The organism is Vibrio sp. 10N.222.54.E6 (assembly GCF_041473955.1).
GTDB lineage: Bacteria > Pseudomonadota > Gammaproteobacteria > Enterobacterales > Vibrionaceae > Vibrio > Vibrio tasmaniensis_A.
Genome location: NZ_JBFRTD010000026.1, coordinates 39,191 through 53,527 on the forward strand (window position 1 = coordinate 39,191; position 14,337 = coordinate 53,527).

Consider the following 14,337-nt stretch of genomic DNA (forward strand, 5'->3'; position numbering starts at 1 on the left):
TCCAATCCCCATTAAGACTGCAATGCATCGCTCAGGCGGTCTAAACGACTGCGCGCTGAGTTATCGATGACTAGGTCTCCGGCTCGAATAATAACTCCACTAAGTAGAGTCTCATCTATACTGCAATTCAGCTGAACTTTGCGCGCTAAGCGCTGTTCCAATTTGCTGCTGATCTCTGCTCGTTGTTCTTCAGAAAGTTCTACCGCTGAAGTTACTTCAACGTCGATCTCTTTCTCATACTCTTTTTTGAGTATAAAGAACTCTTTACAAACATCAGGAAAAGCCATTAAGCGGCCATTCTCTGCCATCACTTTAATTAAGTTCTGACCGAATTCATCAAATTGTTCGCCACAAATTACAATGAATACTTCAGCTAATTTTTCAGCAGTCATAGAACCGCTTAATAAATTGTGAACATCATCATTTTGTGCCACTTCGGCAGCAAAAGTAAGCATTTGACCCCATTGGTCTAGCTCACCTTTATCTACCGCAAAGTCAAACGCTGCTTTAGCATAGGGGCGTGCGATTGTAGTCAAATCAGACATATACAGCCCCTTGCTTTAAAGTTTTGCAGTAATGTTGTTAAGAAGATCATCGTGTACATCTTTATCGATTGTACGTTCAAGGATTTTCTCAGCACCAGCTATAGCCAGAGTTGCGACTTGTTTGCGCAGGTCATCACGGGCACGTGTACGCTCTGCTTCAATTTCTGCTTCAGCTTGCGCTAAGATCTTCTGGCGTTCTGCCTGAGCCTCTTCGCGTGCTTCATCAATAATTTGAGCTTTACGTTTGTTTGCCTGATCAATAACCTCAGTTGCAGTGCGCTTTGCTTCTTTCATTTGCTCAGAAGCGTTGGCTTGTGCCAGGTTCAAGTCTTTAGCAGCGCGTTCAGCGGCTACTAGACCGTCAGCAATTTTTTTCTGACGTTCTTCAATTGCTTGCATGATTGGTGGCCATACATATTTCATGCAGAACCAAACAAACAGTGAAAAAGCAATTGCTTGACCTAGCAGAGTTGCGTTCATATTCACAACAGCTACCCCTCGTTAAGAATCAACTACAAAAATTTAATTAACTATTTAGAAGTTAATTAGCCTGCTAGTTGACCAACAAATGGGTTAGCAAACGTGAATAGTAGTGCGATTACGATACCGATCATTGGAACAGCATCCAATAGACCAGCGATGATGAACATCTTAACTTGTAGCATTGGAGCCATTTCAGGTTGACGCGCAGCGCCTTCTAGGAATTTACCACCAAGAATAGCAAAACCAATTGCAGTACCTACGGCACAAAGACCAACAATGATAGCAACAGCGATTGCTGAAAAACTTAGTACAGTTTCCATTTACGTTCTCCGATTAACATTAATAGTTAGAATAAAGCTTAAAAATTTTTTAGTGATCACTATCTTCATGAGCCATTGATAAGTAAACGATTGTCAACATCATGAAAACAAACGCTTGAATCAAAATAACCAAGATATGGAAGATAGCCCAAGGTAGTGCACCTACCCATTGTAAGTACCACGGTAGCATTGCCGCGATAAGAATAAACACCACCTCACCCGCAAACATATTACCAAATAAACGCATACCTAGAGATAGTGGCTTCGCTAATAACGAAATTACCTCAAGTACCAAGTTAAATGGAATCATGATTGGGTGATTAAATGGATGCAGTGCCAATTCTTTAGCAAATCCGCCTAGACCTTTCACTTTGATGCTGTAGTAGATCATCAGAGCAAAAACACCTAAAGCCATTGCCATTGTTATATTAACATCAGCTGTAGGAACCACTTTCAAGTAAGGGATACCTAGCCAATGCTCTGCAGGATATGGTAAGAAATCGATAGGCACTAAGTCCATCAAGTTCATAATGATAATCCAGCAGAATATAGTCAGTGCTAGTGGGGCAATCAGAGGGTTGCGGCCATGGAAAGTTTCTTTAACGTTGTCACCAACGAATTCCACTACCATTTCAACAAAACACTGAAGCTTACCAGGTACACCTACTGTTGCTTTCTTAGCGACTGAGCGAAAAACCCAAAGGAATAACATCCCTGTCAACACCGAAAAAAACAGACTGTCTATATGTACGTTCCAGAAACTTGTCTCCTCTACAAGACCAAACTTAGCTAAAGAAAGGTTTTGTAAATGGTGTTCAATGTATCCGGATGCTGTTGGCGCAGCCATAACTCATCCTATTTTTTATTGTTAATGAAAAGCACTGGCGCAAAGATATTAATACCTAGAACCAGTAAATAGGTCAGTTTGAGGGGAATTAATTCCACCTGCATATACATGTAGACGATAGAGAATAGTAGAACTGTGATTAAGATTTTGAGCGCTTCACCTGCATAGAACGACGCCGCAACTAACTTAGTTGCGCGAGCTCCACAAAATAGAAAAGCACACACACAAAAAACTACATTCGCGATGACAAAAATACCGCCACCGATTAATGCAGCAAAACCCCAATCAGGATTAACAGCTAAACCTAACCCTATCGCCACTAATATAACCGCGCTAAGCTCGATCAATAACATTTGCTTTGCAAGCACTCGTCCTGGTCTTGCTAACGCCGCTACCATGTATTCGTTCCTCTTTTAAGCCTACTTTGATACTCGCTTAAAAGCGTGCTGATAAATTGGCGAAAATTATACGTTCAGCCAAATTGATTGCAATAAGAATGCAGCAATCATTTACATTTTTGTATACAAACCGACAACTTTTGTACGAAATCACTTGTTCATTACATAATTGACCTAAATCAATTATCTCACTTAGTACTCTAATTTAGCAATAAGTTGATCTAATTTGTGAGGCTCATCAAGAGTAATTGTCACTTTTGACTTCCCACTAACAGAACGAGTAACTGAAACGTTTGCTTGCAATTTTTCCGTGAGTCTTCGTGAAAGTTCGATAGCTTCAGTGTCTTCTTGCTTCGATTCTGATTCAACGTCTGGCTTTAAGCACTTTTTAACAAGCTGCTCAGTTTGACGCACGGTCATTTTTTTGGTTGCCGCAGTGTTTGCTGCCTCAACCTGGGTATCGCCTTCGAGCGCAAGCAATGCTCTAGCATGCCCCATTTCCAGGTGTTTGTTGGAAACTAAACTTTTTACTTCATTTTCGAGCTGATTTAGACGTAATAAGTTACTAACCGTTGCTCTCGATTTACCGATCACTTCAGCAACTTGTTGATGTGTCAGCTCAAATTCGTTCTGCAAGCGCTCTAACGCTTGTGCTTCTTCGATAGCATTCAAGTCTTCACGCTGAATGTTCTCGATCAATGCCATCGCAATCGCGGCCTTGTCTTCGACTCTCTTAATTAGACATGGCACTTGCTTAAGGCCAGCTTGACGAGCAGCTCTCCAACGACGTTCGCCAGCAATAATCTCAAACTGGTCGTGTGCTAAGGGGCGTACAACGATTGGCTGAATAATACCTTGAGATTGGATTGATGCTGCCAGCTCTTCTAGCGCTTCCGGCGCAATATCCTTACGCGGTTGATATACACCTGGCTTTAAGCAACCAACAGCCAATTCGATAAGCTCACCATCAGCCGACAACGCCTGACTATAAGAAGCAACTTGCTGCTTTTCACGAGCTAATGAGCTAGTTGCAAGCAATGCATCTAGCCCCTTTCCTAAACCACGCTTAGACATTGAGCGAATTCCTTTGGTTGGACCTATACTGGGACTTCTTCACGACGTAACATTTCGCCAGCAAGAGCAAGATATGCCTTAGCTCCTGCAGAATATTTGTCGTAGTACATTGCTGGCTTGCCATGACTCGGCGCTTCTGCCAGACGCACATTTCTAGGGATCACAGTTCGATAGACTTTGCTACCGAAGTGCTTTTTGAGTTGATCAGATACTTCGTTCGATAAGCGGTTACGAGGGTCGTACATAGTACGCAGAAGACCTTCAATCTTCAGATTCTCATTGACCACCGCAGCGAGCTTGCTAATGGTATCCATCAACGCAGTCAAACCTTCCAAAGCAAAGTATTCACATTGCATAGGAACCAATACGGAATCGGCCGCAGCCATCGCATTAATTGTAAGAAGATTTAATGACGGTGGGCAATCGATAAAGATGAAATCATAGTTATTACGAATGGATGCCAACGCGTTCTTTAGGCGAACTTCACGAGCAAACACTTCCATCAATTTGATTTCTGCCGCTGTAACATCACCATTTGCGGCGATAAGGTCATAATTGCCAGATGTACTTCGGCAAACTACCTCATCAAATGGGGTGTCTTCAACCAGCAAATCGTAAGCAGTTGCTTCAACCTGATACTTGTCAACACCGCTCGCCATCGTGGCATTACCTTGAGGATCGAGGTCAACAACCAATATCTTGCGCTTTGTTGCCGCCATTGATGCTGCCAAGTTAATGCAAGTTGTTGTTTTTCCTACGCCACCCTTCTGGTTGGCAATTGCTACGATTTTACCCACTATGGCCTCGCTGATTATCCTTGACGCGATAAAGTAACTAGATGACGCTCTCCATCAAGCTCTGGCACTTGCAAAGCTTTAATGTCTGTCACTGAACACCATTCAGGTAACAGGTCGATTTCGTCTCTAGGATGTTGTCCCTTAAGAGCCAAAAATACACCGGATTGCTCTTTAGGTAAATGATGACACCACTCTACCATGTCTGTCATTGATGCAAATGCGCGACTGAGCACGGCATCAAACTTTTCTTCTGGTTGAAATTCTTCAACACGACTTTGAATCGGCACCACGTTGTCGATACCCAGCTCATGAATCACTTGCTTGATAAAACGAATACGCTTACCCAAGCTGTCTAGCAAGTAAAACTCGCAGTCAGGATTCATGATTGAGAGCGGAATCCCAGGAAGGCCAGGGCCTGTGCCAACGTCAATAAAGCGCTTGCCTTGTAAGTGAGTGCTAACAATGATGCTATCCAAGATATGTTTCACCATCATTTCTTGCGGATCACGAACTGACGTCAGATTGTATGCTTTGTTCCACTTGTTTAGTAACTCAACGTAGCCAACCAATTGGCTGCGTTGCTTTTCAGATACTTCAAGTTCAGTCTGGCCAATCAGGTGATCCAGTTTTTCGCGTAATGCGCTCATTATGCTTCCTCACCTTTTTTCAACAGGCCGTGTTTTTTCAAGTAAACCAACAGAATTGAAATTGCAGCAGGTGTGATACCTGAGATTCGCGATGCAATACCAATTGAGTCTGGTTTAGCGGTAGTTAGTTTTAGAACCACTTCGTTAGAAAGCCCTTTTACCTTACTGTAATCGATGTCAGCCGGCAGTTTGGTGTTTTCATGACGCAGTGATTTTTCAATTTCATCTTGTTGACGTTGGATATAGCCATCGTACTTCACTTGGATCTCAACTTGCTCTGAGGCTTGTTGATCTTCCAGTGCAGGACCGAAACGATCCAACGACGTTAGCTGTGAATAAGTCATTTCAGGACGACGAAGAAGATCTTCACCACTCGCTTCACGAGACATTGGTGTTTTCAGGATCTGGTTCAATTGATCAATATCTTCAGATTTTGGGTTAATCCATGTTTCTTTAAGACGTTGACGCTCTTTCTCCATGTTTTCCATCTTCTCGTTGAATCGCGTCCAACGAGCATCGTCGACCAAGCCAAGTTCACGTGACTTTTCAGTCAAACGGATATCAGCGTTGTCTTCACGAAGCAACAAGCGGTATTCCGCGCGAGATGTAAACATGCGGTACGGTTCTTTGGTACCCATTGTCGACAAGTCATCGATAAGTACACCCATGTAAGCTTGATCGCGGCGTGGGCTCCAGCCCTCTTTGCCTTGCGTAAACAAACTCGCATTCAAACCGGCCATTAAGCCTTGTGCTGCAGCTTCTTCGTAGCCAGTGGTGCCATTGATTTGCCCTGCAAAGAACAACCCCTTAATAAACTTGGTCTCGTAAGTCAGTTTAAGATCGCGAGGGTCAAAGAAATCGTACTCAATCGCGTAACCAGGACGAACGATGTGTGCGTTCTCAAAACCTTTCATTGAGTGAACGATTTTTACCTGAACATCAAACGGCAAACTGGTTGAAATACCATTAGGGTATAACTCGTGCGTCGTTAGGCCTTCAGGCTCAATGAAAATTTGGTGACTGTTTTTATCAGCAAAGCGCATCACTTTGTCTTCAATCGACGGACAGTAACGAGGGCCAATACCTTCAATCACACCAGCGTACATCGGGCTGCGATCGAGGTTGGCACGAATAACGTCATGCGTATTTTCGTTAGTGTGCGTGATGTAACATGGAATCTGACGCGGCTGCTGAGCTCGGTTACCCATGAATGAGAAAACCGGAGTCGGATTATCGCCGTGTTGAACCTCAAGATCAGAAAAATCAACGCTGCGTGCATCAATGCGAGGAGGTGTACCTGTTTTCAGGCGATCAACTCGAAATGGAAGATCACGAAGACGGTCAGCGAGCGCGATCGATGGTGGATCACCCGCACGTCCACCCGATGAACTTTCCATACCAATATGAATCTTACCGCCTAGGAATGTGCCTACCGTTAAGACCACAGCATTAGCGCGGAATTTGAGGCCCATTTGCGTAACCACACCCACCACTTGATCTTGTTCAACGATCAAGTCATCAACCGACTGTTGGAACAGAGTTAGGTTTGGTGTGTTTTCAAGAACATTACGGACAAAGGCTTTGTAAAGTGCGCGGTCAGCTTGTGCACGAGTTGCACGTACCGCAGGGCCTTTTGATGCGTTTAATGTTCTGAACTGAATACCTGCATGATCAATAGCTTGCGCCATTAATCCACCCATAGCATCGACCTCTTTTACCAAGTGGCCCTTACCGATCCCGCCAATGGCTGGGTTACAAGACATCTGTCCCAACGTATCGATATTATGAGTTAGTAATAACGTACTTTGACCAGTACGTGCAGATGCGAGTGCGGCTTCCGTTCCTGCATGGCCACCACCAACAACGATGACGTCAAATTTTTCGTGATAAAGCATGAACCGACCTCAGGTACTCAAACGTTTCTAGATTGATAAAAAGGAGCGATATTCTACCTGTTTTCATAGCTTGAGAAAACGTTTTTGGAATTTTTCGAAAAAGCTGTTTTTAATTAATATAGATAAGATCTTTAGAGAGATCTTTTATTAGATCTATTATTAGGATCGAGGGCGTCTGTGGATAAGTAGAAAATGATCAACAAGATCATGGATCTTTTTTGGATCAAAGGGTGTGATCTAACTTTGATCATAATGAGGATTAGCTGGGATCAAAATGGCTACTTATACACAAGGGGAAATTACCTAGAAAGTTGTTATTTGGATAACTATAGGTTGATCACCGTATATGTATGATCTTATCCACAGAGGAAATTGAAAAAATGGGCATGTATTTCGATTTATTTTCAAAAAAGTTATTCACAATCACGATTTTCAGAGACAAAAAAAGCGGCATAAGCCGCTTTTTAGAATGTTGAGGTGTTAAAACTGGTCACTATGATCGTTAAACCATTCCTCTGCAGCATCTTCTGGGACCGGTGTTTCAAGAACATCGATGGTAAAACAGCCAGAAATAGCTTGAGCACCGAGCTCTTTTAGTTGGCTGTGGACAGATTTACCTGCCAAACAGAAGGTATCGTAGCTCGAATCTCCAAGCGCCACTACAGCAAAGCGAACCTGGCTTAAATCTGGAGATTGCTGGGTCAATGCGTCGATAAACGGCTTAATATTATCTGGAAATTCACCGGCACCATGAGTTGAAGTGACCAACAACCAAAAGCCTTGTTGGGGGATATCATCGTATTCAGGCTGATTATGAAGGGTTATTTCATGACCTTGCTCTTCAAGAAGATCATTAAGGTGATCGCCAACGTACTCTGCACCACCTAAGGTGCTACCTGTAATAATGTGGATCATTAAGCTGTCCTTACTAAAGAAGAAGGCCAGCATGAGCTGGCCTTTTAAGGTTATTTACCAATACAGAATGAAGAGAAGATGCGACCTAAAAGATCGTCTGAACTGAACTCACCCGTGATCTCATTGAGGTGCTGCTGAGTAATTCGAAGCTCTTCCGCTAAAATCTCACCCGCCATGTAGCCTTCAAGCTGCTGTTGGCCGATATCTAGGTGTTCTGATGCTCGTTCTAGGGCATCTAAGTGACGACGACGTGCCATAAAGCCACCTTCATGACCACCAGCAAAGCCCATACAATCCTTTAGATGACTACGCAGAGCGTCGACACCTTGGCCTGTTTTGGCTGATAAGCGAATCAGGGTTGGATCGTTAACATGACAAATGCCTAACTCTTCACTGGTTTGATCCGCTTTATTACGAATTACCGTCATTCCGATGTTGTTTGGTAGACGATCAACGAAATCTGGCCAGATATCTTTCGGGTCTGTTGCGTCTGTTGTTGTGCCATCAACCATAAATAAAACTCGGTCTGCCTGAGCTATTTCTTCCCAAGCACGTTCAATACCGATTTTTTCTACTTCATCTGAGGCCTCACGTAGGCCTGCGGTATCAATAATATGCAGTGGCATGCCGTCAATATGGATATGTTCACGCAGTACATCACGTGTCGTTCCCGCAATATCGGTCACAATGGCAGATTCTTTACCCGACAGCGCATTCAATAGGCTTGATTTACCCGCATTTGGGCGGCCTGCAATCACGACTTTCATGCCTTCACGCATGATTGAGCCTTGATTGGCTTCTTGGCGTACAGCTTCTAGGTTATCAATGATAGCTTGTAAGTCAGTGCTTACTTTACCGTCAGCCAGAAAATCAATTTCTTCTTCTGGGAAATCAATCGCGGCTTCAACGTAGATTCTTAAGTAAATCAGAGAATCTACCAGCGTATTAATGCGTTTAGAGAATTCACCTTGCAGGGATTGTAGTGCAGATTTCGCCGCTTCTTCTGAGCTGGCATCAATCAGGTCAGCAATCGCTTCTGCTTGTGTTAAGTCCATCTTGTCATTCAAGAAGGCACGCTCAGAGAATTCACCAGGACGCGCAGCACGCACACCTGAGATGGATAGGATACGTTTGATCAGCATGTCCATAACCACAGGACCACCGTGGCCTTGCAGCTCTAACACATCTTCGCCTGTGAACGAATGTGGGTTAGGGAAGTAAAGTGCAATACCTTGGTCGAGTTCGGTGCCATTGTGAGATTTAAAAGGCAGGTACTCGGCATAGCGCGGTTTTAGTACTTTGCCTGTTACTTCAAGCGCGACTTGAGCGGCTTGTGGGCCTGAAACGCGGATAATACCGACGCCACCACGTCCTGGCGCAGTCGCTTGAGCAACAATCGTATCTGTAGTCATAGTTGTGCCTGCTAGCATGTGAAGGCCAAAGGGGCGTTCACGATTAATCAATTAGCTGAATTGTAATCAGCTCAAAACAAAAAGGCGACCTTTTGGTCGCCTTTCTTTTATCTCTTTCTGTTATCGAACTTACTTAGAGTGTAAGCCTTTCTTTTCCAGCGCGCGGTAGATAAGCGTTTGCTGAATTAGAGTTACGATGTTCGATACTAGCCAGTAAAGAACCAGACCTGAAGGGAAGAACAGGAAGAAGAACGTGAACATAACCGGCATAAAGGTCATGATCTTCTGCTGCATTGGATCCGTTACAGTTGTCGGGCTCATCTTCTGGATTAGGAACATTGAAGCACCCATCAGAAGTGGCAAGATGTAGTATGGGTCTTGTGCTGAAAGGTCAGTAATCCAACCGAAGAACGGTGAGTGACGCAGTTCAACAGACTCCATTAGTGCCCAGTATAGTGAAATGAAGATAGGCATTTGAAGAAGGATAGGTAAACAGCCACCTAGTGGGTTTACTTTCTCTTTCTTGTAAAGCTCCATCATTTCTTGACTCATGCGTTGACGGTCGTCGCCAATACGCTCACGCATTGCAGTCAGCTTAGGCTGAAGCATGCGCATTTTCGCCATAGACGTGTACTGAGCTTTCGTTAGTGGGTACATAGCACCACGAACGATGAAAGTTAGACAGATGATTGCCAGACCCCAGTTCACAACGATGCCTTGAATAAATGAAAGCAGAGTATGAAGTGGTTTAGCAATGAACCATAACCAACCGTAGTCAACTACTAGGTCTAGGTTTGGTGCAACAGCAGCCATTTGGTCTTGAAGTTTAGGACCAACCCAAAGCGTTGCTTTGAAGCTTGCTTCGTCGCCAGTAGCGATGGTTTTGTTCGGCATGCGAACACCGATGTCGCCAAGGTTACCAATTACACGAGTGTAAAGGTTGCTGCCTGCTTCGTCGCGTGGAATCCAAGCACTTGCAAAGTAGTGTTGAATCATCGCTGCCCAACCTTGACCGTTTGCTAGGTTAAGAGAAAGGTTGCGATCTTGCATGTCGTCGAAGCTGTATTTTTTGTAACGCGTATCTTCCGTAGAGTAAGCACCACCACGGTAAGTTGGCATTGTTAGGCTACCACCGTCATCCATAACGTTTTGACGTAGGTGAGCGTACATGCCGAATGTTGCGTTATTGCCAGAGTTGTTGACTACATCGTATTCAACGTCAATCGCGTAGCTGCCGCGCTTAAGGACGAATGTTTTTGTGTAATCCAGGCCGTTCGCTTGGTAAGTCATTGGGATGCGTAGTTCATCTTGACCTTCAGCCAACGTGAAGCTGTCTGCTGAAACCGTGTAGCTAGGGCGGTTAGTGCTGCTTAAATCGATACCTTGAGGACCCACTAGACCGCTTTGAGCGATAAATTGGTGACCAGGCTCGTTTTTAAGAAGAACAAAAGTATCTTCAGAATCGAACTCAGCAGAGTAATCGTTTAGGTTTGCTGTAACGACATCACCACCAACCGTATCAATTGACAGAGTCAGAACATCAGTTGTTACTGTGATAGTTTTAGCAGAAGCAACTTGACCAGGAGCTGGGTCTAGATCATCTGCATAAGATGGCGCTGGTAGGGTGCTGCCAGATTGTGCCTGCTCAACCGCTTGTGGAGCTGGGTTCTGAGCTACGTTCCATTGTTGGAACAGTAGGAAAGAAACCAAAGCCAATGCGATTAACAGGATATTACGTTGAGAATCCATCGTTATTTATCTCTGTCTTGTTTTTGGACTGGTGGAACGGGGTCAAAGCCCCCTTCGTTCAAAGGATGGCATTTTAATAGACGTTTGCCTGATAACCAACACCCTTTTACAAAACCGTGAGCTTTCAACGCTTCTATCGCATATAAAGAGCAGGTTGGAGTAAATCGGCAGCGTGGGCCGATGAGTGGACTAATAAACCATCTATAAAAATAGATGGGTATTAGCGCTATCCACGCGAAGGGCGAGACAGGCGAAGCCATAATTTGTCGAGTAGCTTGAACATTTCTTCATTGCTTAAATCTTGCGCGCTCTTCTTAGCGATTACAACATAATCTTTGTTAGGAAGTTTGTGTTGAGTGTTACGAAAGCTTTCACGAGTAAGACGCTTGAATCGATTACGACCCACGGCGGTTTTAATCTGCTTTTTCGGAACGGCTAATCCAAGGCGAGGATTTGAAAGAGAGTTATTTCGGGCAATGATGGTGAAATGAGGGGAGCCTGCTCGATGAGCTTGCTTGAAGACATTCTGATAATGTTCGGGAGTTAACAAGCGTAACTCCCGACCGAAGGCTAGCTTATTCAAAATAATCAAAGATTACTTAGAAAGACGCTTACGGCCTTTTGCACGACGTGCATTGATTGTTGCGCGACCGTTCTTAGTAGCCATGCGAGCACGGAAACCGTGTGTACGCTTACGCTTTAGAACTGTAGGTTGAAAAGTGCGTTTCATTGTAATTACCTTACTGATCAGTAGTTTTAGGTTTTTGTTAAACCCGGCGTGGGCATTTTTTCTCTTCTTTATATAAGAAAGGAAAACCGACGCCTCTCAACAAAGAGGCGGAATTGTAATCACTGTCACAAAAAGTGTCAATGATTGGGTTAACTAAAATTCCGGTCGGGGGATTATACGTAGAATAACTAAAATCACAAGGATCCTTATTCGATCCCGACCTTATTTAAGAATTTCTTTAATTTAGGATCCTGTGGATTACCAAAAATATCCTGTGGAGATCCCTGTTCGACAATGTGGCCATCAGCCATGAAGATCACTCGGTCTGCGACCTCTCTAGCGAACTGCATTTCGTGAGTAACCACCAGCATGGTTTGATGCTGATTTGCTAGTTTTTTCATTAGGTTAAGCACTTCGCCAACCCATTCAGGATCAAGCGCTGAAGTCGGCTCATCAAACAGTAAAAGCTCTGGTTGTAGAGCCATTGCACGGCCAATACCAACCCGTTGCTGCTGGCCACCAGAGAGCGCGGCTGGGTAGCTATCAGCTTTCTCTCCTAAGCCAATGTCGTCGAGTATTTGTTGTGCTTTTTCATGGGCTTGCTTCTTTTTCCAACCACGAACGGTAATCAAACCTTCAGCTATATTCTGTCTCGCGGTTTGGTGAGCAAATAGTGCATAGTTTTGGAATACAAAACCAGTCTTACGACGCAGTGCAAGCACCTCTGCTTTGGTGTGTTTCTGAGCATCAACCTTAATATCATCAATCGAAATAATACCTTGATCGGCTTGCTCTAGAAAATTCACACAACGCAGCAGGGTAGACTTACCCGTACCACTTGAACCTATGATGACAATTATCTCACCTTGTTTGATTTCTAGGTCGATCCCTTTCAAAACTTCGGTGTCACCAAACTGCTTGTGGATATTTTGTAATTTGATCATCGTACATACGCCTTATTCAGTTTCACTTCGGCCCAAATTTGAATACGAGTGAGGATAACCACTACGCCCCAGTAAATCAGCGCGACTGCTAAGAAAGCCTCGAAGAAGCGGAAACTTGAAGAAGCTTCCATCTGAGCTTTAGCCATGATTTCGGCTACACCTAAGGTGAATGCAAGTGAAGTCGACTTGATCATGTCGATGAAATAGTTCATTAAAGAAGGCAGTGCTACGCGGGTTGCTTGCGGCAAGATCACTCGGCGCATCGCTTGACTGGTTGTCATACCGACTGAGAGGCTGGCTTCCATCTGGCTACGATCAATACCGATAATCGCGGCACGAATACTTTCTGCCATATACGCGGCAAAGTGCAGGGTTAAGCCAATTACAGCGGCGCTGAAAGCATCCAACCCAACCATCCACGGGAATACTTGTGGTAAGCCGTAATAAAGGAGGAAAAGCTGTACCAACAGTGGTGTGCCTCGAAAGAAGCTAATGTACAGCTGGCTCAGTTGGTCGAGTACTGGGATTTTGAATACACGAATATTCGCCAGTATCAGAGACAGGATCAGAGCAAAGAACAAGCCCCAAGTCGCCATCTCCATCGTGGTGCCTAAATACTTCAGTAGTATTGGCAACAGCTCTAGCATGTAATTAAAGTCAAATCCCATAATCTATCTCGTATTAGTATTGGAAGTGTTGTTCTATTTGGAAATACTGTTCTATCAGGCTTTTAATCAGTGCACAAAAGCAAAAAGCCCACCGCCGTGTAAAGCAGTGGGCCTCGAATGGAGATAGTGAGTGATTACTTCTGAGTAATGTCCGCACCAAACCATTTCTGAGAGATACTTTCTAGCGTACCATCTGCGCGCATTGCTGCTAATGCTTCGTTTACTTCTGCTTGCAGTTTTTTACCGTTGTCGTTGTCCACGAAAGGCCAAGCGTTTTCAATGGTTTCGAATGGCTGACCCGCTAGCTGTAATGGTAGACCCGTCTTCTTGATAAGCTCTAGTGCTGATAGGCGATCCATTACGAATGCATCGGCACGACCAAGAGCGACATCATGCTCAATACCTGTATCGTAGGTCTTCACATTGATCTTGCCATCTTTATCGTAGCTGCGAAGCAGTTGTTCAAAGTTTGAACCTAGGTTTACCGCAACCGTCTTGCCATCAAGGTCTTCGATACCCTTAATGCTGTCATTACCTTTACGAACGGTAATTTGTGCACCGTCTACTACGTATGGGTCTGCGAATAGGTATTTCGCTTTACGTGCATCCGTCATTGTAATTTGGTTTGAAATGGTATCGATACGACCCGTTTCAAGAAGACCAAAAAGACCAGAGAAGTTTGCCGTTACGTATTCAACCTTGTAATCGTTACGCTTACCGATCTCATCCCATAAATCCACTTCAAAACCTTGTAGTTGGTCTTGTTTAACGAACGTAAACGGGAAGTAGCGACCAGACATGCCGACTTTAACTTCAGTCGCGGCTTGAACAGTAGCAGCAGAGAGTGCGATAGCCGCAATTGCAGCCTTAATCCAGTTATTCATTTGGTAACTCCTTATATTTATAGGGTTGG

18 protein-coding genes are annotated in these 14,337 nt (G+C 44.2%); all 18 read right to left on the minus strand.

The features are described from left to right. Positions 1–11: 11 nt before the first annotated feature. Entirely contained in the window at positions 12–545 is a 534-nt protein-coding gene (gene atpH / locus AB4513_RS15380) for a F0F1 ATP synthase subunit delta (RefSeq protein ID WP_009848122.1), read from the minus strand. Positions 546–560: 15 nt separating this feature from the next. Next, positions 561–1,031: a F0F1 ATP synthase subunit B gene (atpF, locus tag AB4513_RS15385; RefSeq protein ID WP_010433231.1), complete on the minus strand. Its 471-nt coding sequence runs from the start codon at positions 1,029–1,031 to the stop codon at positions 561–563. Between the two features lie 59 nt (positions 1,032–1,090). Further along, the gene (gene atpE, locus AB4513_RS15390) at positions 1,091–1,348 is read right to left on the minus strand and encodes a F0F1 ATP synthase subunit C (RefSeq protein WP_004411110.1); all 258 of its coding nucleotides are present in this window, start codon (positions 1,346–1,348) and stop codon (positions 1,091–1,093) included. 49 nt (positions 1,349–1,397) lie between these two features. Next, complete coding sequence (gene atpB, locus AB4513_RS15395) at positions 1,398–2,195, minus strand: F0F1 ATP synthase subunit A (protein ID WP_009848124.1); 798 nt, start codon at positions 2,193–2,195, stop codon at positions 1,398–1,400. 8 nt (positions 2,196–2,203) lie between these two features. Further along, on the minus strand, positions 2,204–2,593 hold the full coding sequence (locus AB4513_RS15400; protein ID WP_008221392.1) for a F0F1 ATP synthase subunit I: 390 nt from the start codon (positions 2,591–2,593) through the stop codon (positions 2,204–2,206). Positions 2,594–2,785: 192 nt separating this feature from the next. Next, positions 2,786–3,667 (minus strand): ParB/RepB/Spo0J family partition protein, encoded by an 882-nt coding sequence (locus AB4513_RS15405; RefSeq protein WP_009848125.1) that lies wholly within the window; start codon positions 3,665–3,667, stop codon positions 2,786–2,788. A 23-nt stretch (positions 3,668–3,690) separates the two neighbouring features. Then, entirely contained in the window at positions 3,691–4,464 is a 774-nt protein-coding gene (locus tag AB4513_RS15410; RefSeq protein ID WP_009848126.1) for a ParA family protein, read from the minus strand. Positions 4,465–4,478: 14 nt separating this feature from the next. Continuing rightward, positions 4,479–5,111, minus strand: coding sequence for a 16S rRNA (guanine(527)-N(7))-methyltransferase RsmG (gene rsmG, locus AB4513_RS15415; protein ID WP_009848127.1), 633 nt, complete (start codon positions 5,109–5,111; stop codon positions 4,479–4,481). Beyond that, positions 5,111–7,006 (minus strand): tRNA uridine-5-carboxymethylaminomethyl(34) synthesis enzyme MnmG, encoded by a 1,896-nt coding sequence (mnmG, locus tag AB4513_RS15420; protein ID WP_009848128.1) that lies wholly within the window; start codon positions 7,004–7,006, stop codon positions 5,111–5,113. Before mnmG ends, rsmG begins: the two co-directional genes overlap by 1 nt. A gap of 480 nt (positions 7,007–7,486) precedes the next feature. Further along, positions 7,487–7,921 (minus strand): FMN-binding protein MioC, encoded by a 435-nt coding sequence (gene mioC / locus AB4513_RS15425; RefSeq protein ID WP_009848129.1) that lies wholly within the window; start codon positions 7,919–7,921, stop codon positions 7,487–7,489. 50 nt (positions 7,922–7,971) lie between these two features. Continuing rightward, on the minus strand, positions 7,972–9,333 hold the full coding sequence (gene mnmE, locus AB4513_RS15430) for a tRNA uridine-5-carboxymethylaminomethyl(34) synthesis GTPase MnmE (RefSeq protein WP_009848130.1): 1,362 nt from the start codon (positions 9,331–9,333) through the stop codon (positions 7,972–7,974). A 129-nt stretch (positions 9,334–9,462) separates the two neighbouring features. Further along, complete coding sequence (gene yidC / locus AB4513_RS15435) at positions 9,463–11,082, minus strand: membrane protein insertase YidC (protein WP_009848131.1); 1,620 nt, start codon at positions 11,080–11,082, stop codon at positions 9,463–9,465. Positions 11,083–11,084: 2 nt separating this feature from the next. Then, the gene (gene yidD / locus AB4513_RS15440) at positions 11,085–11,342 is read right to left on the minus strand and encodes a membrane protein insertion efficiency factor YidD (RefSeq protein ID WP_004735802.1); all 258 of its coding nucleotides are present in this window, start codon (positions 11,340–11,342) and stop codon (positions 11,085–11,087) included. Next, positions 11,309–11,632, minus strand: a complete 324-nt coding sequence (gene rnpA, locus AB4513_RS15445) for a ribonuclease P protein component (protein WP_029223763.1) — start codon at positions 11,630–11,632, stop codon at positions 11,309–11,311. The genes yidD and rnpA overlap by 34 nt, the downstream gene beginning before the upstream one ends. Positions 11,633–11,677: 45 nt before the next feature. After that, complete coding sequence (rpmH, locus tag AB4513_RS15450; RefSeq protein WP_004735800.1) at positions 11,678–11,812, minus strand: 50S ribosomal protein L34; 135 nt, start codon at positions 11,810–11,812, stop codon at positions 11,678–11,680. Positions 11,813–12,018: 206 nt separating this feature from the next. Next, a complete protein-coding gene (locus tag AB4513_RS15455; RefSeq protein WP_009848133.1) occupies positions 12,019–12,756 on the minus strand; it encodes an amino acid ABC transporter ATP-binding protein in 738 nt (245 codons plus the stop codon). Further along, positions 12,753–13,424: an amino acid ABC transporter permease gene (locus AB4513_RS15460; protein WP_009848134.1), complete on the minus strand. Its 672-nt coding sequence runs from the start codon at positions 13,422–13,424 to the stop codon at positions 12,753–12,755. Before AB4513_RS15460 ends, AB4513_RS15455 begins: the two co-directional genes overlap by 4 nt. Before the next feature lie 134 nt (positions 13,425–13,558). Further along, on the minus strand, positions 13,559–14,308 hold the full coding sequence (locus AB4513_RS15465) for an amino acid ABC transporter substrate-binding protein (protein ID WP_009848135.1): 750 nt from the start codon (positions 14,306–14,308) through the stop codon (positions 13,559–13,561). Positions 14,309–14,337: the final 29 nt, after the last annotated feature.